Annotated in this window: 19 protein-coding genes and 1 tRNA gene; 10 read left to right on the top strand and 10 right to left on the bottom strand. The window is 59.7% G+C overall.

The window, feature by feature from the left end:
* The first annotated feature begins 29 nt into the window (after positions 1-29).
* A complete protein-coding gene (locus ABIB44_RS08845; RefSeq protein WP_354584279.1) occupies positions 30-1598 on the top strand; it encodes a hypothetical protein in 1569 nt (522 codons plus the stop codon).
* Positions 1599-1676: 78 nt separating this feature from the next.
* Here the strand turns inward: ABIB44_RS08845 and ABIB44_RS08840 are convergent, their stop codons facing one another.
* Positions 1677-2222: a hypothetical protein gene (locus tag ABIB44_RS08840; protein WP_354584278.1), complete on the bottom strand. Its 546-nt coding sequence runs from the start codon at positions 2220-2222 to the stop codon at positions 1677-1679.
* Between the two features lie 31 nt (positions 2223-2253).
* Complete coding sequence (gene gpmI / locus ABIB44_RS08835; RefSeq protein ID WP_354584277.1) at positions 2254-3798, bottom strand: 2,3-bisphosphoglycerate-independent phosphoglycerate mutase; 1545 nt, start codon at positions 3796-3798, stop codon at positions 2254-2256.
* A 161-nt stretch (positions 3799-3959) separates the two neighbouring features.
* Here gpmI and ABIB44_RS08830 point away from each other — a divergent pair, with 161 nt between their 5' ends.
* Positions 3960-4361 carry a DUF4783 domain-containing protein gene (locus ABIB44_RS08830; protein ID WP_354584276.1) on the top strand — a complete coding sequence of 134 codons (402 nt, stop codon included), beginning with the start codon at positions 3960-3962 and terminating at the stop codon, positions 4359-4361.
* A 106-nt stretch (positions 4362-4467) separates the two neighbouring features.
* On the opposite strand, the gene ABIB44_RS08825 is transcribed toward ABIB44_RS08830, so the two are convergent.
* The 3 genes from ABIB44_RS08825 to glyA all read right to left on the bottom strand — a co-directional run bounded on the left by ABIB44_RS08825 (position 4468) and on the right by glyA (position 9118).
* A complete protein-coding gene (locus ABIB44_RS08825; RefSeq protein WP_354584275.1) occupies positions 4468-6396 on the bottom strand; it encodes a sensor histidine kinase in 1929 nt (642 codons plus the stop codon).
* Positions 6397-6752: 356 nt separating this feature from the next.
* Entirely contained in the window at positions 6753-7640 is an 888-nt protein-coding gene (gene tatC / locus ABIB44_RS08820; RefSeq protein ID WP_354584274.1) for a twin-arginine translocase subunit TatC, read from the bottom strand.
* 185 nt (positions 7641-7825) lie between these two features.
* Positions 7826-9118 carry a serine hydroxymethyltransferase gene (gene glyA, locus ABIB44_RS08815; RefSeq protein ID WP_354584273.1) on the bottom strand — a complete coding sequence of 431 codons (1293 nt, stop codon included), beginning with the start codon at positions 9116-9118 and terminating at the stop codon, positions 7826-7828.
* Between the two features lie 221 nt (positions 9119-9339).
* On the opposite strand from glyA, the gene ABIB44_RS08810 reads away from it, so the two are divergent.
* Positions 9340-9861, top strand: a complete 522-nt coding sequence (locus tag ABIB44_RS08810; RefSeq protein ID WP_354584272.1) for an RNA polymerase sigma factor — start codon at positions 9340-9342, stop codon at positions 9859-9861.
* 208 nt (positions 9862-10069) lie between these two features.
* A complete protein-coding gene (locus ABIB44_RS08805; protein WP_354584271.1) occupies positions 10070-10864 on the top strand; it encodes a hypothetical protein in 795 nt (264 codons plus the stop codon).
* A gap of 269 nt (positions 10865-11133) precedes the next feature.
* On the opposite strand, the gene ABIB44_RS08800 is transcribed toward ABIB44_RS08805, so the two are convergent.
* Positions 11134-11406: a hypothetical protein gene (locus tag ABIB44_RS08800; RefSeq protein WP_354584270.1), complete on the bottom strand. Its 273-nt coding sequence runs from the start codon at positions 11404-11406 to the stop codon at positions 11134-11136.
* 150 nt (positions 11407-11556) lie between these two features.
* On the opposite strand from ABIB44_RS08800, the gene ABIB44_RS08795 reads away from it, so the two are divergent.
* From ABIB44_RS08795 to ABIB44_RS08785, 3 genes are all read left to right on the top strand, one after another.
* Positions 11557-12144, top strand: a complete 588-nt coding sequence (locus tag ABIB44_RS08795) for a thioredoxin family protein (protein ID WP_354584269.1) — start codon at positions 11557-11559, stop codon at positions 12142-12144.
* A 526-nt stretch (positions 12145-12670) separates the two neighbouring features.
* Positions 12671-13243 carry an AraC family transcriptional regulator gene (locus tag ABIB44_RS08790; RefSeq protein WP_354584268.1) on the top strand — a complete coding sequence of 191 codons (573 nt, stop codon included), beginning with the start codon at positions 12671-12673 and terminating at the stop codon, positions 13241-13243.
* Between the two features lie 144 nt (positions 13244-13387).
* Entirely contained in the window at positions 13388-15721 is a 2334-nt protein-coding gene (locus tag ABIB44_RS08785; protein WP_354584267.1) for a B12-binding domain-containing radical SAM protein, read from the top strand.
* A 9-nt stretch (positions 15722-15730) separates the two neighbouring features.
* On the opposite strand, the gene ABIB44_RS08780 is transcribed toward ABIB44_RS08785, so the two are convergent.
* Genes ABIB44_RS08780 through ABIB44_RS08770 form a run of 3 tightly spaced genes read right to left on the bottom strand, consistent with a single transcriptional unit; the run spans position 15731 to position 17626 of the window.
* A complete protein-coding gene (locus ABIB44_RS08780) occupies positions 15731-16768 on the bottom strand; it encodes a dienelactone hydrolase family protein (RefSeq protein WP_354584266.1) in 1038 nt (345 codons plus the stop codon).
* Positions 16769-16784: 16 nt separating this feature from the next.
* Positions 16785-17330 (bottom strand): GNAT family N-acetyltransferase, encoded by a 546-nt coding sequence (locus tag ABIB44_RS08775; protein ID WP_354584265.1) that lies wholly within the window; start codon positions 17328-17330, stop codon positions 16785-16787.
* Between the two features lie 29 nt (positions 17331-17359).
* Positions 17360-17626, bottom strand: coding sequence for a hypothetical protein (locus ABIB44_RS08770; RefSeq protein ID WP_354584264.1), 267 nt, complete (start codon positions 17624-17626; stop codon positions 17360-17362).
* A 99-nt stretch (positions 17627-17725) separates the two neighbouring features.
* On the opposite strand from ABIB44_RS08770, the gene ABIB44_RS08765 reads away from it, so the two are divergent.
* From ABIB44_RS08765 to ABIB44_RS08755, 3 genes are all read left to right on the top strand, one after another.
* Positions 17726-17798: transfer RNA gene (locus ABIB44_RS08765), tRNA-Gly, on the top strand.
* Between the two features lie 308 nt (positions 17799-18106).
* The gene (locus tag ABIB44_RS08760; protein WP_354584263.1) at positions 18107-18346 is read left to right on the top strand and encodes a helix-turn-helix domain-containing protein; all 240 of its coding nucleotides are present in this window, start codon (positions 18107-18109) and stop codon (positions 18344-18346) included.
* Complete coding sequence (locus tag ABIB44_RS08755) at positions 18312-19010, top strand: hypothetical protein (protein ID WP_354584262.1); 699 nt, start codon at positions 18312-18314, stop codon at positions 19008-19010. Before ABIB44_RS08760 ends, ABIB44_RS08755 begins: the two co-directional genes overlap by 35 nt.
* Positions 19011-19068: 58 nt before the next feature.
* On the opposite strand, the gene ABIB44_RS08750 is transcribed toward ABIB44_RS08755, so the two are convergent.
* A complete protein-coding gene (locus ABIB44_RS08750; RefSeq protein ID WP_354584261.1) occupies positions 19069-20994 on the bottom strand; it encodes an N-6 DNA methylase in 1926 nt (641 codons plus the stop codon).
* Positions 20995-21168 lie beyond the last annotated feature (174 nt).

Here is a 21168-nt window from a genome sequence, read left to right as displayed (position 1 = left end):
GGCGCTGCCCCTCCCCTGCGCCCCTGCTTATGCGCCACCTCTTCCCGCTATTTCTGGTGTTGAGCTGCTTGCTCACCTTTCTGCCCGGCTGCGAGCCGAAGGAAGATTTGGTGCAGACCACCGGTCGCCTCGAATTCGCCCAGGACACGGTGTTATTCGACACGGTCTTTACCACCATCAAAACCGTAACGAAGCGCTTGTGGGTGTATAACCGCAACCGCGGCGCGGTGAAAACGGATATCAGCCTGGCGGGCACGGCCAGCGCCACGTATTCGCTGATTATCAACGGCGACGCGGGCGCGGCCAAGAGCGACGTGCTGGTGCGGGGCAACGACAGTGTGCAGGTGCTGGTGCGGGCCGTGCTCGGCGACAACGGCCAGGCCACCGCGCCGAAGCAGTTTGTGGTCACGGACCAGATTAACTTCCGCACCAACGGCAACGAGCAAAATGTGAAGCTGGTGGCCTACGGCCAGAATGCCTACTTCCACCGGGCCGAACTAATTGATAAGAACACCACCTGGGCCACCGATAAACCTCACGTTATCATTCCGGCGAGTAAGGTGCTGGTGCCGGGGCAGCCGGCCGTGGTATTCGGGGTATTGGTCAGGCAGGGAATCACGCTCACTATTCCAAAAGGGGCGCGCATCTACAACCACGCCGGGGCTTATTTGCAGGTGGATGGGACGCTGCGGGTGAACGACGACTTCATGCCGGGCACCGGCGCGACCGATACCATAAAGGCCACTAACGCCAACATCGTGCGCATTCAGGGCGACCGGCTGGAAGCGGACTACGCCGACATTCCCGGGCAGTGGGGCGGCATCGTGTTCACGGCTACGAGCCGCAACAACAGCATCCGCTACGCCGAAATCAAGAACGCCACGTTCGGCGCGCTGCTCCTGAACCCGGACGCCCTGCTTCCACACCCGGACCTGACGCTGAACAACACGGTCATCCGCAACATTTCGGGCTCTAACCTATCGTTCGCCAATGCCACGGCCAGCACCGGCGGCGGCGTCTTCAGCATCTCCGGCGACGTGGCGGCGAGCAACTGCTTATTCACCAACTGCGGCGAATACGCCGTGGTCGGCGTGGGCGGTGGCACGTACGATTTTAGTTTCTGCACCTTCGCCAACTACACGCCGGCTTTCCGGCGCGAAACGGCTTCGCTGACATTCACCAACGAGAAGTACACGGACGCCACCATTAAGCTGCCCACCAGCATCACGTTGCGCAACTCCATCGTGTGGGGCTCCAACCTGGGTGCGGGCACCATTGACGACGAGCTTTACCTGAAAAATTACACGGAGTACGCCAGCACCATCAGCATCCGCAACTCGCTGCTGCGCACCAAGGCCTACGACGGTACGCCCGCCGTGGTGGGCGCACCGGGCATCAACTTGCTGAACGTGGACCCGCTGTTCGTCCGCTCGGCTCTCACCAGCAGCCGGCCCGATTACACGCTGCAGGCCACCTCACCGGCCAACGCGCCGCGCCGCGCACCCGCCGGCAACGTACCCGACCGCGACCTGCGTAATCTGCGCCGCCCCGCCGCCGGCCAAACCCAGCCCGCACTAGGAGCCTACGAGCGCAAATAATGTGGCTCGAACGCTGAGAGCCCAGGTTTTACACTACCTTCCCCAGCCTATTATCCGCTCGGACGCGTAACGTCCGCGCTACTGCTCTACTACGCCGGCCGCCGAATAGCGCAGCGTATCGAACAACACCAGCTTCTGGGTTCCCACCACCTCGTAGCGGCGCAGCTGGCCGTGCTGCAGCTGCATTAGCAGCTGCTTTTGGGCCGAGAACAGCACATTGCGCTGAATAATAGTGGCCGCGATTTCCAGCGGCTCCGCCCCCTGCTGCACCACCACGAGGCGGGCCACCGGCGCGTTGGGCTGGCCGGGCTGCCGCGTGTAGGTGCGGCGCAATGCTCCGCTGGGCAGCAGCACCGAATCGACGGCGTAGGCCCCGCGCAAAGCGGCTTTATTGATATCGGCCTGAAAGAAAATCTGAAGCTCGTCGCTCCACTTCACGGTGGGCACGCGCACGGTTTCGGGCGCTTCGGCGCGCAGGCGCACGTGCTTGGTCACGGCGGCGTGGCGCTGCGCCAACTGCGCCACCTGCTGCGTCAGCAGGCCTTTCACATCAAAATACAGCGGGCGGCGGGCCACTGGCGCGGCCGAACCAGCCTCGCCGCAGCCCGCCAGCAGTAGAGCCAACAGGCTACTTGCCCACGCTGCCGTACCACCGCTACGCATTCGGCACGAGGCTGGGGCGAAGCAGGCTCAGGCCCGTCATTTCGGCCGGCTTGGGCACGCCCATCAATTCCAGAATGGTGGCGGCCAGGTCGCCGAGCTTGCCATCGGCCAGGGAGCCGTGGTAGTCGTTATCGGCCAGAATGCACGGCACCAGGTTGGTGGTGTGCGCCGTGTTGGGCGAGCCGTCGGCATTGCGCATGAACTCGGCATTGCCGTGGTCGGCGATGATGATGCTGGCGTAGCCGGCGGCCAGGGCCGCTTCTACCACAGCCCGGGCGCAGGCATCGGTGGTTTCCACGGCCTTCACCACGGCCTCGAACACGCCGGTGTGGCCCACCATGTCGGGGTTGGCAAAGTTCAGCACGATGAAATCGGCCGATTTAGCTTGCAACTCCGGAATGAGGGCATCGCGCAGGTCGGCGGCGCTCATTTCGGGCTGCAGGTCGTAGGTAGCTACCTTGGGCGAGGGGCGTAGGATGCGGCGCTCGCCTTCAAACTCATTCTCCCGGCCGCCCGAGAAAAAAAACGTGACGTGCGGATATTTTTCGGTTTCGGCAATGCGAATCTGGGTTTTGCCGTTGGCCGCCAGCACCTCGCCGAGGGTATTATTAAGATTGTCCTTCTCGAAAATGGGGGTTACGCCCACGAAGGTGTCGTCGTAGTTAGTCAGCGTGAGATAGTGCAGGTTCAGGCGCTGCATCTGGAAGGCGTGCATATCCTGCTGCGTGAGCACCTCCGTGATTTCACGGCCGCGGTCGGTGCGGAAGTTGAAGCACAGCACCACATCGCCCTCCTCGATGGTGGCCAGCGGCTGGCCATCGGGGCCGGTTTTCACAATGGGCTTCATGAATTCGTCCGTCACGCCCTCCTTGTACTGCTCCTGAATGGTCTGAATCAGGTTCTGCGAAGGCGTGCCGATGCCGTGCACCAGCAGGTCGTAGGCAATTTTCACGCGCTCCCAGCGGCGGTCGCGGTCCATGGCGTAGTAGCGGCCCACCACCGAGGCAATTTTGGCCCCGCTACGCACCATAGATTCTTCCAGCTCATTGATGAAGCGCACACCGCTCTTAGGGTCGGTATCGCGGCCATCGGTGAAGGCGTGCACGAATACGCGGCGCACGCCGGCCTCGTGGGCAATGGTGCACAGGGCTTTGACGTGGTCGATGTGCGAGTGCACGCCGCCATCGCTGAGCAGGCCGATGAGGTGCAGGGGCTTGTCGTTGGCCAGGGCGTATTCCAGGGCTTTGGCCAGAGCGGGCACCTGGGCCAGCTTGCGCTCGCGGATGGCTTTGCCGATGCGCACCAGCTCCTGGTCGACCACCCGGCCGGCCCCGATGTTCATGTGGCCCACTTCGGAGTTGCCCATCTGGCCCTCGGGTAGGCCCACGGCCTCGCCCGAAGCCTGGAGCGTACTGTTCGGAAAGCGCTGTAACAGTTCATGGAAGAACGGCGTACGGGCCGTGTCAACGGCCGAAACCGTGGTATTCTGGGCAATGCCCCAGCCATCCAGAATCACCAATAAAACCTGCTTACTCATGCGGCAAAGATACGGCAGCCTCGTGCGAAGGGCGGCGTTTTTCTACCTTCGCAGTAACTTTCGCTGGCCGGGCCCACCCCCACCCCAACAACGCGCTGATTCATCCTGGCACCATTTTAGCTTTAATTTACGCTGCGTATGACGCACTTATTACCCCACCAATGAAACGCTATCTAATTCGAACACTATTACTCGGGTGGCTATTCCTTCTCGGGGCCGGAGCCGCACAGGCTCAGGCCGATAACCTCGGGGCCGTGCGCGCAGCCCTTCGTAATGGGTCTTCGCGCGAGCTCTCGCAGTATTTTGCCGCTACCGTTGAAGTCAGCTTCGACGGGGACAAGCAAAGCTATAATTCGACTCAGGCCGAACTGATACTGAAGGATTATTTCGCTAAAAACGCCCCCAGCAGCTTTGAATTTATCCACCAGGGCGAAAGCCAGGAGCACATTCAGTACGCCATCGGGCGCTACGTGGGCCGCACCGGTACCTACCGGGTCTACGTCAAGCTCAAGCCCTCGCGCGGCGCGCCGGTGATTGACACGCTGGACTTCACAAAAGAATAATCTGGAAATACCTCACAAAAAATCCCCGGCTGCGAGTCGGGGATTTTTTTGTGGGTTTGAACCGGAGACCAAAATCGGAACCGCTTGCGCCAAACCGGCGACGGCCTCACTTCGCCATGGGCAGGCTGACGGTGACGCTGGTACCGGCCCCGGGGCGACTCTGAATCACGAGGGTGCCGCCGTGGCGATGCACGAAGGCCCGACACAGCACCAGCCCCAGGCCGAAGCCCGTGGACCGCAGGTTGGGGCCGGGTGTGGGTTCGGGCAGGGCGGGGCCGCTCATCAGCGCGCTCACAGTGGTGGCACTCATGCCCGAGCCGGTGTCGGTGCAGGTGAGGAGCACCATGCCCGCATCGTCGGGGTCGGGAGCGGCATCGAGGTGCACATGGCCTCCGGCGGGCATGAACTTGAGAGCGTTGCCCACCAGGTTGCGCAGGATGGTACGCGTCATGTTGCGGTCGGCCAGCAGCGCCAGACCCTCGGGCGCGGTGGCGGTGATGTGCTGCCAATTGGCGGCGGCCGTGGTCTGGTAAAGGGCCTGGCATTCGGCAAACATATCGGCCACGGGCAGCGGCACCGGGCGGCATTCGAGCTCGCCGGTCTGGCTCACGGCCCAGTTCAGCACATTGTCGAGCAAGTGGTTGAGGCTGTCGGAGGCCTGGCGTACCATGGCGGGTAGGCGGGCCAGGCCAGCCTGGTCGTTTTGAGCAATGTAGGAGTCAATCAGGCTCGTGACCCCGGCAAAGGCCGTGACGGGGCCGCGCAAGTCGTGCGCCACAATGGCGTAGAGCTTATCCTTGAACACGGCCACGGCCCGCAGCTCGGCAGAGGCTGCTTCGAGGGCGTGGTTGTTGGCGGCTACGGCGGCGCGGCTGCGACGCAGGTTGCGGTAGAGCTGTGTCATCACCCCCAGTATCAGAGCCATAATCGCGATAACGCCCACCAGCAGGCGGGTACGCTGGACCTGGGTAACCTGCTCGGCCGTGAGCTGGCGCAGGCGGCGCGCGCGCTCCTGGGCTTCGTAGTTCACTTGGGCCACCGCGAGGGTTTGCATGGTCTGGCGGCTATTCAGCGAGTCGTTCAGGGCCACGTAATGCGTGTTCCAGTCATAAGCGGCGCGGTAGTCGCCCTCGCCGGCAGCCAGGGCCCCCAGCTGGCCATAGGCCGAGAGGACACACTCCAGGTAGTGGCTTTGGCGAGCCAGGCGCAGAGCTTCCCGGGCGGCCAGAATGGCTTGGTCAGGGTCGCTGGTTTTGGTGTAGTACTGGGCCAACTGGGACTGGAGCTCGGCCTGGGCGCGCACGGTGTGCTGGCGCTGGCTGATGGCCAGCGACTGCAACAGCAGCCGCCGCACGCGGGGCAGCTGGCCACTCTGCATCAGATAGGTGGCCAGGCTGGAGAGGTAAGTAGCTTCGGCCGTTACGTCGCGGCTGCGGCGGGCCAGGGCCAGGGCCAGCGAGTCGTAGTGCAAGGCCAGCGGATGCTGGTTGCGCAGGTAGGCCAGGCTGCCCAGGTTGCCCAGCAGCTTCATGCGGGTGCGCTGGCTCACACTTTCGCTAGCCGGGGTAGCCAGCAGGCGCAGGGCGTGGCGGTAGTGCTGGCCGGCCGTGGCGGTGTCGCCCCGCGAGTGGTAGATGCTGCCCTGATTGGAATAGGTGCGCACCAGCGCATCGTAGTTGTGCTGCTGACGGGCCAGGGTCTGGGCTTCGGCCAGCAGCCGCAACGCCTCCGAGCTGTTCGACAGATTGGCGTAGCACGACGAGAGGCTGAGTAGCGCGGGCAGCAGCAGCGGCCCCCGCTGCTTGGCTGGCAGGGCGCGTGCCAGCGCCGTAGCCGACTCCCCATAACTGATGCCCCGGGCCGATTGCTCCTCGCGCAGCGCGTAGCTGATGACCGTGAGCAGCCGGACGCGGGTAGTATCGGGCAGCTGGCCGGCCAATTGGCGACGCAAGGGCTCGATGGCGGCGGGCAACGGCACGGGGGCCGGCGCGGCCCGCAGGCCCACCGGTACCAGCAGCAGCGCAACCGCTACCACCCTCCGCACAACTAACACAGGCCGCATCATCAATTAGTCGCCGATTAACACTTTTTCAAAGATACGCAGCCAACGGCAATATTCACGCTTTAGTACTATTTCAACTACACTCCTTTTTCACGCGCTGCCACTAAGGTCATATCGGAACCGCGTTTAAATATCGTTGCAACGGGAATTGATTCACAAGTTCGTTGGCTATAATTCGTTTTTTTTCGCATCGTGGTTACTTCGGATGCAATTTACTCATCAGCTTATCCGGTACTGCGGGCCCACCGGAATTAGCCGGGCCCCGGTGGGCTGCTCGCGGGAAGCAGCCCACCGGGGCCCGGGCAAAAATTCAGCTACCGCCGCCGCTCCTATTGCAGGGGCTGGCTGGCTGCCCGTGCCTGCTCGCGGGCTAGCTTGGCATTGAGACGGGCGGCGTCGCCGCGGCGCACCACGCGGGCAATGTGAATGCTGAGCTCATAGAGCAGCATTATGGGGATGGTAACGATAATCTGGGCCGAAATGTCGGGCGGAGTGATGATGGCCGCAATAACCAGGATAACCACGATGGCGTGCTTGCGGTACATCTGCATGATTTCGGCCGACACGACACCGGCCTTGGCCAGGAAAAAAACAATCATGGGCAGCTCGAACACGAACGCACACGACAGGCTCATCGTCGTGAGCGTGCTCAGGTAGCTCTGCATGTCAATCTGGTTTTCGATGCTGGCATCGACCACGTAGCCAGCCAGAAAATTGATGCTGAGCGGCGCGGCGATGTAGTAGCCAAACAGCAGCCCCATGATGAACAGGATGGAGACGAAGAACACCGCGCCCTGCGAGTTTTGCCGCTCGTGCGGATACAGACCCGGCTTCACGAAGCGCCAGATTTCCCAGAACAGATACGGAAACGCCAGCACGATGCCCACGATGAATGAGGTGCTGATGTGCATGGTCAGCTGCCCGCTCATCTCGCGGTTCTGAATAACGAAGCCGACATCGTTAATGCACAAATCGGGTGCGTGCACCCACTGCCCAAACTTGCAGAACATGCGGTAGGTCCAGAAATCGGGCCGCGAGGGGCCCAAAATCAGGTCATGAAACAGGAAATCCTTGGCAAAGAAGGCACCGGTAGCAAACACCACCACCGAAATAGCCGCCCGGATGATGTGCCAGCGCAGGGCCTCCAGGTGGTCGATAAAAGACATTTCGTGCTGGTCGCCCAGCGCGGTAGGTTGTTGAGGGGATTGCGGTTGCACGGAGGAAATCGGAGGTATAATACGAGGAAACAAATTAAAACAGAACGTCATGCTGAGCTTGCCGAAGCAGCTCTACCGCCAGAGTAAAATCAATTTACTGACGCGGTAGGGCTGCTTCGGTAAGCTCAGCATGACCGTCCGGTTTGGCTGCATCGCCAAAGGTGCCGCCCTACCTACGTAAAAACTTACGCGAACAGTGGGTAATCCTGTAGCCAGGCATTCACCTGCTGGCGCACCTGACCCACGCGGGTGTCGTTGTCGTGGTTCATCAGCGTCTCGTCAATCAGCTCTACGATGCGGTGCATGTCGGTTTCGCCCAGGCCGCGCGTGGTGATAGCGGCCGAGCCGATACGGATGCCGCTGGTAACAAAGGGCGACTTATCGTCGAAGGGCACCATGTTTTTGTTGATGGTGATATCGGCGCGCACCAGGGCATTTTCGGCCAGCTTGCCGGTCAGCCCTTTCGAGCGCAGGTCAATCAGCATGAGGTGGTTGTCGGTGCCGCCCGAGATAATATCGTAGCCCAGGCCAGTGAAGGCCTTTGCCAGGACCTGCGCGTTGCGCGCCACCTGCTGGGTGTAGGTTTTGAAATCGTCGCTGAGCGCCTCGCCGAAGGCCACGGCCTTGGCGGCAATAACGTGCTCGAGGGGCCCGCCCTGGGTGCCGGGAAACACCCCCGAGTCGAGCAGCGCCGACATGGGACGGATTTCACCTTTCGGGGTTTTCAGACCAAAGGGATTGTCGAAATCCTGGCCCAGCATAATGAGGCCACCGCGCGGGCCGCGCAGGGTTTTGTGAGTCGTGGTCGTCACGATGTGGCAGTGCTCGAACGGCGAGTTCAGCAGGCCCGTGGCGATGAGGCCACTGGGGTGCGAAATATCGGCGAGCAGCAGGGCTCCTACTTCGTCGGCGGCTTCGCGCAGGGCGGCGTAGTTCCAGTCGCGCGAGTAGGCCGAGGCCCCGCAGATAATCATTTTGGGGCGCTCGCGGCGGGCAATTTCTTTCACCTTGTCCCAATCAATGAGGCCAGTTTCGCGCTCCACGCCGTAGAAGCTGGGCACGAAATATTTGCCCGAAAAGTTAACCGACGAACCGTGGGTGAGGTGGCCGCCGTGGCTCAGGTCGAACCCCAGGATTTTATCGCCGGGCTTGAGGCACGCCAAAAACACGGCGGCGTTGGCTTGGGCTCCGGAGTGGGGCTGCACGTTGGCCCAGGCCACACCAAACAGCTCTTTCACGCGGTCGATGGCCAGCTGCTCGACCTGGTCGACGATTTCGCAGCCGCCGTAGTAGCGCTTGCCGGGCAGGCCCTCGGCGTATTTGTTGGTGAGCACGGAGCCCTGGGCGGCCATCACCTGCTCCGAAACGTAGTTTTCGGAGGCGATGAGTTCGAGGCCGTGGGTCTGGCGGGTTTTCTCCTGCGCAATGAGGTCGAAAACGGCGGTATCGAGAAGGCGGGCGGGGGCGGCTGTTTGCATGGATGTAAAGGTAAGGGGGGATGGGCGAGAACGGAGAATAGGGAGCGTCATGCCCAACGCCGCCGAGGCAGCTTGCGTGCTACTATTAATCCAAACAATAAGCAAGCTGATTGCTACTGTACGCGAGATGCCTCGGCTGCGCTCGGCATGATGTTCTTCCCTACCCCAGGCCCCAACTTCGCCATTTCCGTTGTTACTTGCTGCCGCCGTAAATTGCTGCCATGACCACGCCCCTCGCCGAAACCCTGACTCAGCTGCGCGTCGGCAACCAGAAGTTTCTGATTGATTTTTACCAGCGCAGCCGGCACCTGTTTGCCCGCTGGGCGCAGCGCAAGCACCACCTGAGCGCGCCCCAGGCCCACGAGCTGCTTCAGGATACGCTACTCGATTTCTACGACCAGGTGGCCGATGGCCGCATCACCAAGCTGCCGGACGATTTACGGGCTTTTATTTACGGCATGGCTCAGCAGCGCCTCGAAGCCCAGGTGCCCGCCCACGTGCCGCTGCCCGCCGCCGAAGCTCGCCGCCGCCAGAGCCTGCTGGCCCAATTTAACCAGCTCGGGGCCGACTGCCAGCAGGTGCTCACCTACTTCTATTTTCACGGCTACCAGTTCGAGAAGATGGGCGTGAAAATGGGTTTCCCCAACGCCACCGTGGCCCGCCGCCAGAAAAGCAGCTGCCTGCGCAAGCTATACGAGCTGGTGCGTGGCGGCTACGAGCCCGCCGCCGCGGATGTGGGGTGAGGGCTGAACGAAGCCCGGCAGTTCCTCATGCTGCGCATGTGGCGCATTAAGCCAGGGACGAGGCAGCGCTACCGGGCCGCTAATCCTGTCGATTGAATTACTATTGCGGTAGAGATGCTTGGCTACGCCGACCTTCGGTTCGATTGCGCTCAGCACGACGGTTTTTTGCCTGCTCTTCCTACTCTCCGCTTCTCACCTCCCGCCTCCCATGGACCTTCGCCCCTACTTTGACGAGCTCGAACGCTTTGCCGATGGCCAGATGAGCCTGGCCGAGCAGGAGGCGTTTGAGCTGCGGCTGGAGCAGGAAGACGCTTTGGCCGACGCCCACGCCGCCTACGAGCAGCTCACCGCCGACCTGCGCTGGGCCGCCGGCCACGATACGCTGCGCCTGCGCCTGCAAGCCCTCGACGAGCGCATGAATGAGCGGGGCACTGCCCTCGACCGGGCCCAGCACCTGGCCAGCCGCCGCCAGCGCCGCCAAGTGGTGCTGGTAGCCCTGGCCGGGGTGCTGCTGCTGGCCACCGGCGTGGCCGCCTGGTACTTCAGCCGCCCCGAGCGCGCGCGCCCCGCCAGCAGCTGGCAGGCCTACTATCGGCCCGACCCGGGCCCGGCCGTAACTGCAGCCCTGCTCACCACCAACCCCCTGTTTGCCGAAGCCCTCGACCAGTACCAGTCGGGCCACTACCCGGCGGCGCTGCACTCGCTCGGGCGCGTGTCGCCCGCTACGGTGGGGGCCGACACCTTGCTGTATCTGCGCGGCCTGATGCTGCTGCGCCAGGGCCAGGGTAACGCCGCCCAGCTGTACCTGCGCCGCGTGGGGGCCGGAAGCAGCCCCGGCGAGCTGGCCCGCCGTGCCCGCTACCACCTGGGGATGGCCTACTGGCAGGCCCAGGAGCTGGCCCCGGCCCTGACGGAGCTGCGCGCCGTGGCCGCCGACTCGCTAAATCCCTACCGCGCTTCGGCCCAGCAGGCCGTGGCCGCCGGCGTGCTCGAAGCCCGCTAAGCCTTTTGCGTTAGCTGGCAGAGGGGCCCGGGTTAGGCCAGGAGGCCCGCGTACCAGCGGCGGCGCACCTTGCCCGGATTGTTCTGCCAAAGCGCGGCGGCGCTCCTGGCCGCGACTCAGCGAAGTGCAGCGAAATGGGCCCATCCGCGAGCTACCGCTGAGAACCAAAAAAAGCGCCGACCTGCTGGCCGGCGCTTTTTGAGCGTATTTAATTGGGCACAGGTTGGGTGGCCGGATGTTGCCGGGTACAACTGGCGCAGGCCGGGCTACTAGTCGGCCAGGCCGTCGTGGTTGCGGTCTTTGGCGTCGCCGGCGGCTTTGTACAGGTCTTTGCCGGTGACGCGGTGGATGGTGTCGCGGGCGAGGCCGGCCGTGACCGAGTCGCCGCCCGCCACGCCATCCTGGCCGGCGGCGGGGCCTTTTTTAGTATAGCCGCGCTCGACATTGGTGTCGCCTTCTTTGGTGCCGGAGCTACAGGCACTGGCCGTGGCCAGCAGCACGCCGGCAACAGCCAGCAAACGGAGAAATTGTTGGGGAAGCATGAAGAATAAAATGGGGATGTAGTGCGGGAGTAATGGTGCAAGGTAAAGAAATAACCTGCCGCCACGCAACCCGTACCCTCATCGGCGGTTGTGCAGGGTACCGGCACGCACCGCCTCCGCATCGCCCTCCTTCCCTCCCCGACCCCATACATGCCCAACGCTCCCCTACCCACCCCCGCCTACACGTATCCCGAGTTTCGCGCCCTGCTGAGCCAGTTGGCCGCCGAGCACCGCACTACCGGCCCCGACCAGACGCCCGGCCTCGTGCGCTACACCGACCAGAACCAGGCCCACCTCGACCAGGGCTCGACCCTGCCCCTCCTGCCGGCGCTGCTGGAGCGCCTGCGCCAGTTCCCCCGCCCCGAGCAGTGGCTGGTGCTAGGCGAAGCCTGGTGCGGCGACACGGCTCACTCCCTACCCATTCTGGCCCACCTGGCCGCCCAGAGCCAAGGCCGCGTGAGCCTGCACGTGGTGTTGCGCTCCGACCACCCCGAGCTGATGGCGGCTTACCAGACCAATGGCAAAAACAGCATCCCCAAGCTCATCCGCCGTGATGCCGAAACCGGGGCCGACCTCGGCACCTGGGGCCCTCGCCCCGCCGCCGCGCAGGTTCTCAGCCAGCAGCTGCACGGCGATGCCAGCCTGCATACCAACCAGGTAGTGAAGGGGATGAATGAATGGTACGCGGCCGATGCCGGCCAGTCGGTGCAGCAGGAGCTGCTGGCGAACCTGGGCTAGCGGCACGCCCCAAGGCTCGCAGCCCGTTGCGCAGCGCACAGCAACGCCCGACACTCCCGCGGTAATGGGCGGCGAACAGCCACCCCACCGGAAAAGTCCAGGACTTGTGGTGCGGGAAATTTCCCTTATTTTCACCCTCCCAATTATCAGCGTTTATGCTCAAACCGTTGCGTCGTCGTTTTCAACAGCACGTGGCCCGGTGGCCCTGGCGGCGGGTGGGGTTGCTGGCCGGAATAAGTTTTTTGCTGGCACTAATACTGATAGTCTACCTGTTTGGGGTGAGTGACCATTTTGGTGGTCGACTTTTTTTCGCGTTTCTCGTATTCGTCTGGCTGCTCTCGGTCACCTTCCTGGCCGTAGTTCCGTTCGTGACCTGGGCTACGGCCAATTGGTTCGGGCGGGGCTGGGCCGAAGTATCGACGCCCGTGCCGCGCCCGCGGCGGGCGGCAGCTTCGGCCGGTAACCCAGCAGCGCGTACTGTTTCCTCACCGGCTTCCTCACGGCGGCCTCAAACACGTTAAAGCCCTTGAAAACTAACCTATTGCACATTAAGAATATGGTGTGCCCCCGGTGCGTCGAAGCAGTGCACAGCCTGTTGGAGCGCGCCGGCTACCGGACCAAAACCGTTTCGCTCGGCGTAGCGGAGCTCGATGAGGCCACCCCCGCCGACCCCGAAGCCCTGGCCCCGCTGCTGCAGGAAGCCGGCTTCGAGCTGCTGCGCGGCCGCGCCGAACAGCTCACTGAGCAAATTAAAGGCACGTTGGCCGAATACCTGGAGCACCTGCGTACCGCACGCTCGCCGCTTACCACTTCGGCCTTTCTCACCGACCGTTTCGCGGCAACTTACTCGCACCTGAGCAAAGTATTTTCGCGCACCGCGCACCTCACCATCGAGAAGTACCTTATTCGTCTCAAAATCGAGCGCGTGAAGGAGCTCCTCAGCTACGGCGAGCTGACGCTGAACCAGATTGCCGACCAGATGCGCTACAGCTCGGGCCAGCACCTGAGCAACCAGTTTCGGCAGGTGACGGGCTACTCGGTGAGCGAATTCCGCCGCCTGATGCTACCCGAGCGCCTGTCGCTGGACACGCTGGCGTAGGAAGTAAGTTTGATAAAAAAGCGCCGTTCTGATTCAGGACGGCGCTTTTTTTGTGGCATATGATGAAGCGTATGCTACGCGTTCAGTTCCGACCTTTGCTGCTCAAAATGAACCCTGCCCCCGGCGGCCGGGTTGTTTGCTGCCGTGCCCAACCAATCCCCCCGCATCCTGCTCATTACGCCGCCGCTCACGCAGCTCAACACGCCGTACCCGGCCACGGCCTATATCAAGGGGTTTCTGGGGGGGCGCGGCTATGCCGTGACGCAAGCCGATATGGGCCTGCAACTGGTGCTGCGGCTGTTTTCGGCGGCGGGCCTGAAACGGGTTTTTCAGGAGATTGAGGCTGGCAACTTTACGCTCAGCGATAATGCCGGGCGCATGCTGCGCCTGCAAAGCCGCTACGTGGCGACCATCGAGCCAGTCATTCGGTTTTTGCAGAACAAAGATTTGACCCTGGCCCCACGCATCTGCCACGGCCGGTTTTTGCCCGAAGCCAGCCGCTTCGACAACGTGGCCGACCTCGAAACGGCCTTTGGCACCATGGGCCTGACCGACCAGGCCCGCCACCTGGCCACGCTCTACCTCGAAGACCTCGCCGACCTCATCAAGGAAACCGTGGGCCCGCACTTTGGCTTTTCGCGCTACGCCGAGAAGCTGGCCCTATCAGCCACCAGCTTCGAGCCCCTGCACGAGGCGCTGACGGCCGCCCCCAACCTGCTCGACCAGCTACTGCTGGAGGAGTTGGAGCCGCTTTTGGAACGGACGAAGCCAGATATGGTGGGCTTCACGGTGCCCTTCCCTGGCAACCTGTACGGGGCCCTGCGTCTGGCCAAGCATATCAAAAAAATCAGCCCCGCGACCGTGACGGTAATGGGCGGCGGCTACCCCAACACGGAGCTGCGCGACATCAAAGAGCCGCGCTTTTTTGATTACATCGACTACCTGACGCTGGACGACGGCGAGGGCCCGTGGCTGCGCCTGCTGGAGTACCTGAGTAGTTCGAGTGAGAAAAAAGAACGTCGTGCTGAGCGCAGTCGAAGCACCCTTACCGCAACAGTAAGTAATATTGCTGGCAACGAAGCGGTAGAGGTGCTTCAGCAAAGCGGACACTGGATGGAGCATGACGTTCTGGAATCCAAGCCCGACCGTACTCAATTGCAGCGCACTTTTCTGCGCGACGAAACCGGCCAGATTCAGTACGTTAACCACCCGCACCCCGACGTGCCGCACGCCGAAGTAGGCACGCCCGACTACTCCGATTTGCCCCTGACCGAGTACCTCTCGGTGCTGGAAGTACTGAACCCCATGCACCGCCTCTGGAGCGACGGCCGCTGGAACAAGCTGACGGTGGCACACGGCTGCTATTGGAAGCGCTGCTCGTTCTGCGACGTGACGCTGGACTACATCTCGCGCTACGAAACGGCCCCCAGTACCCTGCTGGTGGACCGAATTGAGCAGATTATCCGGCAAACCGGCCAGACCGGGTTTCACTTCGTGGACGAGGCCGCGCCGCCGCTTGCCCTGCGCGACTTGGCGGTGGAGCTGCTCAAGCGCCGCGTTCCCATCACGTGGTGGGGCAACATTCGATTCGAAAAAACCTTCTCGGCCGACCTGTGCCGGCTGCTGGCCGCCTCGGGCTGCATTGCCGTGAGCGGCGGGCTGGAAGTGGCCTCGGACCGGTTGTTGGCGCTGATGGAAAAGGGCGTGACCATCGCACAAGTGGCCCGCGTGGCCGACGGCTTCACCCAGGCCGGTATCATGGTGCACGCTTACCTGATGTACGGCTTCCCCACCGAAACCGCGCAGGAAACCGTGGACAGCCTCGAAGTGGTGCGGCAGCTGTTCGCGGCCGGCGTGGTGCAGAGCGGCTACTGGCACCGCTTTTCGATGACGGCGCACTCGCCGGTGGGCAAGAACCCGGCGAAGTATCAGGTGGCCGCCATTGGCCCCGAGCCCGCCGGCTTTGCCTGGAACGACCTGTGGCACGACGACCCGCTGGGCACCGACCACGAGGCCTTTGGGCCGGGCCTGGCCAAGTCGCTGTACAACTACCTGCACGGCGTGGCCCTCGATGAGCCGCTGGCTCGCTGGTTCGATTTCAAAACCCCGCGCCCCAGCACCCCGCGCCAACTCGTGCAGCAGGCCCTGCAAGCGCCCGAAAAACCCGATTTTGCCCGGCAAAACCAGCGCCTGTTCTGGCTCGGCAACGTCCCCGAAATCCGCCTCGAAACCGGCAAAAAAGCTTCACGGGCCGTGCTCACCTGCTACGAGCAGGCGGAGGATTTCGAAGTAAAAACCACCGAGGCCGCCGGCCAGTGGCTGCATCAGCTCCTCAGCCGGCTCACCCAGGATTTCGACACGAAGGTGCTGCTGCGCGACGCGGCAGCCAGCTTCCCACGCACGGAAGGCACTTTTGAAGCCTTTTTGCAAACGTCCGCCTGGCTGCTGCTGCGCGAAAAGGGCCTGTTGCTTATCTGATTCGTTGCGTTAGCGGCTCCGAATCCAATTCACCACCTCGCCTGGCAGGCCCGGGCCAAACTGCACGTTCAGTCCCTCGCCACTAAGCAGCGTGGCTCCGGTGCCGCGGTAGCTGCGCACGAGGTTGCTCCGGCGGCTGCCCAAAGCAGCCCGCAGCTGGGCGGCACGTGGAGCAACGTCGGGGCCACCGTAGAGGCCCAACACCGGCAGCTTGCGACGGCGCAACTCACGAAAAAGCAGGCGGGTCGTCGCATCCAGCACGGCATTCTGCGTGATGAAAAAGGCTAGGCGTGGGCTGGCGGCCAGCGCAGTTGCCTGGCTTCCAGCGGCCCACAAGCCCAGGCTGGCGGTATCGACTCCGGGCATGGCACGTAGCTGGTGCAGGGCGGCCAGCAGGTGCGGGAGTTCGGGGGTGATGGTATCCGGGTCGGCCGGTGGTGGCAGCAGTAGCACAACAATACCAGCCCGGGCCAGGGCATCGGCCCAGATAGCTGCCGTGGGTGCGGTAGCAGCATCGGGCAGCAGCACCAGGGCTGCACCGGGCGTATCGGTATCGGCGGGAGCAAACAGCCAACTATCTTTCTCTACCTGCGGTATCGATGCCACGCGGTAGCCGCTGGGGTCGGGCACGCCACGCTTGAGCAAAATGAGCGGCACCGCCGTGGAGTCAACAGTGAGCGAGCCGCGCCAGAAGTCGCCATCCAGCGTCAGCGCGAGGGTTTGGCCGGGCCGGGCTGGCCGCTCGAGGCGCAGCTGGCCGCCCGTGAGCAGCAGCGTATCGGCCACAAAGCTGAGCGCGGGTGCGCCGGGCACGGTCAGCTCGGCCTCGTAGTGGCCTTCGCGCGGGTGGCGAATATCGAGCGCCGCCCGCAACTGCGGGGTACCAACGGCCCCGATGCTGCCTTGGTAATGGCCTACGGGCGGGGGCGTGGCGGTGTCGGCGGGCGAGTGCTGGGGCTGGCAGGCAGCGAGGCCCACCAGGGCCAGCAGCAGGGCCGGCCAGGTATTTTGGCCAAAGAATGAACGCAACCGGGTGGGTATCGGCATGGCCAAATGTACGGGCTTAGCGGCCGGCCATGCCCTTGCGCAGAATCAGGTCGTTTTGCACATCCTGCCCCAGGTGGAATTCGTGCTGCCCGATTTCGCGGAAGCCGAAGCGTTGGTAGAAAGCCCGGGCTTTGTCGTTTTTCTCCCACACGCCCAGTACCACGGCCGGGCAGTGCAGCTGCTCGGCCAGGGCCAGAATGCCGCGCATCAGGGCGGCACCGAGGCCGGTGCCCTGCCAGTCGTCGCGCACGTAAAGACGCTCAATCTCGAGGCGGCCAACTGGGTTTTGACCTTCGGGCAGGCCCAGAACCGAGTTGTCGCGCAGCTTGGCGTAGCCCACCAGCTCGTTTTGCATGTGGGCCAGCAGGAAAGTATTTTCGCGGTCCTGCAGCTCGGCCAATTGAAACTCAGGTCCAAAATTCTCGGCCAGATAAGTGGCCATGTCGGCTGGCGTATTGGTCGCGCCGAAGGTATCCTGAAACGTTTGGCGGCCCAGGTCGGCCAGCTGCGCGGCGGTGGGCGCATTGGCCTTGGCCAGTGAGATGCGAAGGGGTGATGACATGGGGCAAAGGTCGGGTGCGGGCACCCGATTTACAGTATTTCGTCGGCGTGGGGGTCGCGCTGGGTGCTGGTACCGCGCCGCATGCGCAGGCCCCAGCGCATGAGCAGCCCACCGGCCAGCAGGCCCAGTAGGTTGACAGCCAGCAGGCCCACCGGCAAATCGGTTGCACCGGTATTCCAGCGGAAGAGCATCACGCCAATTTTAAGGAGCAGGCCCAGCCCCAGCAGAAAGCCGCTGAACAGCAGCAGCAATCCCACGAGGCGATGAGTAGTAGGTGGAAGTGAAGGTGTAGCCATAGTGCCCTTGATACGCGCCGGCCCGGAAATGGGTTAAGTAGCCACCCGGGGTTGCGATTCCGGTTCTTTGGCGTAATTTCGTGGCACCAAAGTATTTCCGCGAGAGTAGCTCAGTTGGTAGAGCATCAGCTTCCCAAGCTGAGGGTCGCGAGTTCGAACCTCGTTTCTCGCTCATTGATTAACAGCCATTTAGCTTCGTTGCTAGGTGGCTGTTTTGGTTTTCAATTACACGGCAGATTACACAGTTTGCATTTCGCGGCACGTCGCTCAGGGATTTTAGAGGTTCTAATTTCAATAGTTGAGTCATTAACGGAGTCTGTAAGTCGCAACTCAGATTGGTACATACTGGAATAGTTTAAGAAAACTATCAAATACAGCATATTACCAAGAGTAAAGTAGGTATTAGTTGTCCATATACCAGTTGCTACTCATAGTCTGTAGACTTATAGTCTGTACATGCGTTGATTGCGCCAAAAATTGATGACAACCTCAGTATTGTTTGGTGTGGTTCTTCGCAACTACCGATTAGCGGCGGGCATATCTCAGGAACAGCTTGCTTTTAAAGCCGAACTACATCGAACCTATATCGGGAGCATCGAGAGAGGGGAAAGGAATATTTCCCTCTTAAATATTATTGGCATATGCAAAGCTTTGAATATAAAGCCTAGCGATTTCTTTCAAAACTTTGACGACTCTTTCCATGACATCATACTGCGGTAAAGTAATTAAAAGCAAGTCTAAATATCATGAAGTCATCATAAACCTATGTCACCTTCCTGCAGGCCATGAGGGAAAATGCGATGAATTGTGGTTCCTTAATCATCTAAGTGTGGTAAGCCAACGTGTAGCTGAGAAGATTAAGCGAGACGCTTTTTTCACAACAGGAGCATCCTGGAAGAGTGCTGTGGCAGGGCCTAATCGCATTTTGCGTCCAGTTATGTTACTGGATGATGAGGCGCTACTGAAGCACGGAATCAACATGGCTGACATGAAGCCCCATGTGATTCGTAAGCTTAGAGACAAGGCAGCAGACTATCAATCATGCATTCAGGTAGCCATGAAGCTGGCCTGGCTTACCTATCAAGTACCTGGTGCTCCGCAAGCCCCTGAAGAAATACAGACCTTTCTTGAAGCCCATTTCGGTGCGTTTACGCCTCCTGCTTGTTGCCCTATCTGTTTATTGCCTCTAGACTATGCACTTTTTGAGCAGGCTCAAAGGGGAACAGCTTTGATAGAGACTTGCCACATGGACCCACGGTCTCATAATGCAGCCAATGTCGGCTTTGGGCATAGAGACTGTAATATCGCTCAAGGGACAAAGAGCTTAGATGAGTTCTATTTCTGGATTTCTGGGATTATAGAGAGGGCAAATCAAAGAGTGTAAGTGCCGCCTATAGGCCTGAATTAGTCATAAGCGGCACTACACTTTGTATTGGAGGCATCTACATCACATCCTCCAATTGCATGTTTTTTATCTTATAAAGCAGCGCATTACGAGTCCTCAATGTTGCTTCAAAGTCTGTAATCTTCTCAAGCCATTCTTCACTTCGCTTTGGAATGGGTATTTGAAGTTCATTAATACGGCTACCCAGGCTGCCTAATGTGGATTGAATGAATATTAGGTTCCGTATCTGCTTTGCTACATAGTGTTGATTCATCATGTATAGTAGCTCAAAGGCAGTAAAGGGGGCGTTCGGCAGAACTCGTATAATCTTAACGTGGCTTTGAACTACGCATTTTGTGTTTTCTCCAAGCACCATTGCTGTCTTACCTATCCTGTATCGGCCATCTGATACCATTAAGATGTCATGTTCTTGAATGCCTTGCGTTTTATTGTATTTTACAAAGTATTCCTCACCAACCGATTTGGTTGGGTCATTAGTTACTTCAAGATTGGATATATCTGATGTTCTGATGAATGGAATGTCTCCGGTCCCATATGCTTCTGAACCAACCTCGTTGCCTTTCTTAACTGAGATATACTTAAGTTTTATAAGGTCAGCGAAGCTATAGATGTCCTCGTAGTCGGTAGTTGCTCTTATAGCAGTCTCAACGGCTTCTTCTTGGCAATACCGTGGGACCATATAGTATCTGTCCTTGACCTTTGCTCTCTTCCAAAACGAAGAGTCCTTTGCTCGATATTCAGCTGAAATCACCGGAAAATCATCCGGATAACTGAGGCCACCTGTTGTATAAAACTTGCCTCGTTTATCATGCCCACAGTTTGTTGCGACTGCGACTTTAAAATCGGGCTGTTCTGCATTCGTAGCTAATCCTTTTCTGAAAAAAAGGATGTTCGTCTTTACGTCTGTGCTTGGTTGAAAAGCTGTTCTAGGGCAATCAATCATAGCAAGGACATAGCCCTTTGTGTTAAGGTAATCCCAGATATACCCTTCCCCTTTGTTGCCGAATAATCCTTCAGGCAGCACAACCGCAAGAGTGCCTCCTTCCTTCAGTAAGTTAATACAAAGCTCTACGAACAGTACTTGCGGAGACTCTTCGCTTTTTACTTGGTTAGTTTTAACCCACTTGTTCCCATCTTTTGGTAGGACCCAGTTATGTCCGAGGTCATACTGTTTTAAGATGAGCTTATCGTTTACCCCAATCTTAGCTCCAAAAGGGGGGTTAGTCAGAACAATATCAGCGTCAAACAGATTGGGAGCCGACTGCTTCAGATTTGTTATATCTAAAGAATTGGCATTGTGAATCTCATATTTATTCTCCGAATAGATTTCGCATATTGCTTTTGCTGTGTTAGCGAGGAAGGTGTCTTTATCAATGCCAAGGACTGCACCATTGAAGCCTCCGTTGTTCCTTATAGAATAGTTATATGATTCAATCAGGAACCCACCTGTTCCGCAAGCAGGGTCAACTATTTTATCATTTAAACCTGGAGCTACGATTTCTACCATAGCTGAAACAATGCTCTTTGGAGTAAAAAACTGGCCTTTATCCCCCCTAAGCGTGGGTCCAATAAGTGACTGAAAAGCATCACCAATGATGTGCGAGGGGGCATTATTGATATTGACGCTCTCTAGTTCTTTAAAGCATAATCTTATTGAGGCTGATGATAGTCTGAACTCATTAAGGCTATCGGCAATTTTGGGATACAGTTTTATAAATGAAGGCAATAGAAGCTCATTGGCTTCTTGTTCTGATGAAACAAATTCCTGGATTAGGCTTGCTACCTTTTTGGCCTTGGATGCAAGTTTTATCAATAGAATTTTAGAGAGGTCCTCTATGATTGTCTCGGCTCGGCTAGATTGGCTGTTTGTATACAGGTTGAAATACATTCTCTTAAAGAGAGATGTATAACTTTCTTTAGGTTCCGTTTCAAAGGCTAGTTGTGGTTGCTGAGGCTTCTTCATCTGATGAATACTATGTGTGACATGACACGATGTGTCACAAATGTATGTTAAAACAAATTGCATTCAAGCATAATTTATATAAATCATTGATAAACATAGGGTATATGTATCAATTGGGTCTACTAAAGGTACATTGGCTCCATAGTGCCCAAGCATACATCAGAGGTAATGTGT

The sequence above is a fragment of the Hymenobacter sp. UYCo722 genome, from assembly GCF_040547115.1.
Classification (GTDB): domain Bacteria; phylum Bacteroidota; class Bacteroidia; order Cytophagales; family Hymenobacteraceae; genus Hymenobacter.
The sequence above is the reverse complement of the archived record's forward strand: the minus strand, read 5'-3'. Positions and strand labels throughout refer to the sequence as shown.

Coding starts and splice junctions, on each gene's coding strand:
- ABIB44_RS08845 (WP_354584279.1), top strand. CDS start 30: ATGCGCCACCTCTTCCCGCTATTTCTGGTGTTGAGCTGCTTGCTCACC.
- gpmI (WP_354584277.1), bottom strand. CDS start 3,798: ATGAGTAAGCAGGTTTTATTGGTGATTCTGGATGGCTGGGGCATTGCC.
- ABIB44_RS08830 (WP_354584276.1), top strand. CDS start 3,960: ATGAAACGCTATCTAATTCGAACACTATTACTCGGGTGGCTATTCCTT.
- glyA (WP_354584273.1), bottom strand. CDS start 9,118: ATGCAAACAGCCGCCCCCGCCCGCCTTCTCGATACCGCCGTTTTCGAC.
- ABIB44_RS08810 (WP_354584272.1), top strand. CDS start 9,340: ATGACCACGCCCCTCGCCGAAACCCTGACTCAGCTGCGCGTCGGCAAC.
- ABIB44_RS08805 (WP_354584271.1), top strand. CDS start 10,070: ATGGACCTTCGCCCCTACTTTGACGAGCTCGAACGCTTTGCCGATGGC.
- ABIB44_RS08800 (WP_354584270.1), bottom strand. CDS start 11,406: ATGCTTCCCCAACAATTTCTCCGTTTGCTGGCTGTTGCCGGCGTGCTG.
- ABIB44_RS08795 (WP_354584269.1), top strand. CDS start 11,557: ATGCCCAACGCTCCCCTACCCACCCCCGCCTACACGTATCCCGAGTTT.
- ABIB44_RS08780 (WP_354584266.1), bottom strand. CDS start 16,768: ATGCCGATACCCACCCGGTTGCGTTCATTCTTTGGCCAAAATACCTGG.
- ABIB44_RS08775 (WP_354584265.1), bottom strand. CDS start 17,330: ATGTCATCACCCCTTCGCATCTCACTGGCCAAGGCCAATGCGCCCACC.
- ABIB44_RS08770 (WP_354584264.1), bottom strand. CDS start 17,626: ATGGCTACACCTTCACTTCCACCTACTACTCATCGCCTCGTGGGATTG.
- ABIB44_RS08760 (WP_354584263.1), top strand. CDS start 18,107: ATGACAACCTCAGTATTGTTTGGTGTGGTTCTTCGCAACTACCGATTA.
- ABIB44_RS08750 (WP_354584261.1), bottom strand. CDS start 20,994: ATGAAGAAGCCTCAGCAACCACAACTAGCCTTTGAAACGGAACCTAAA.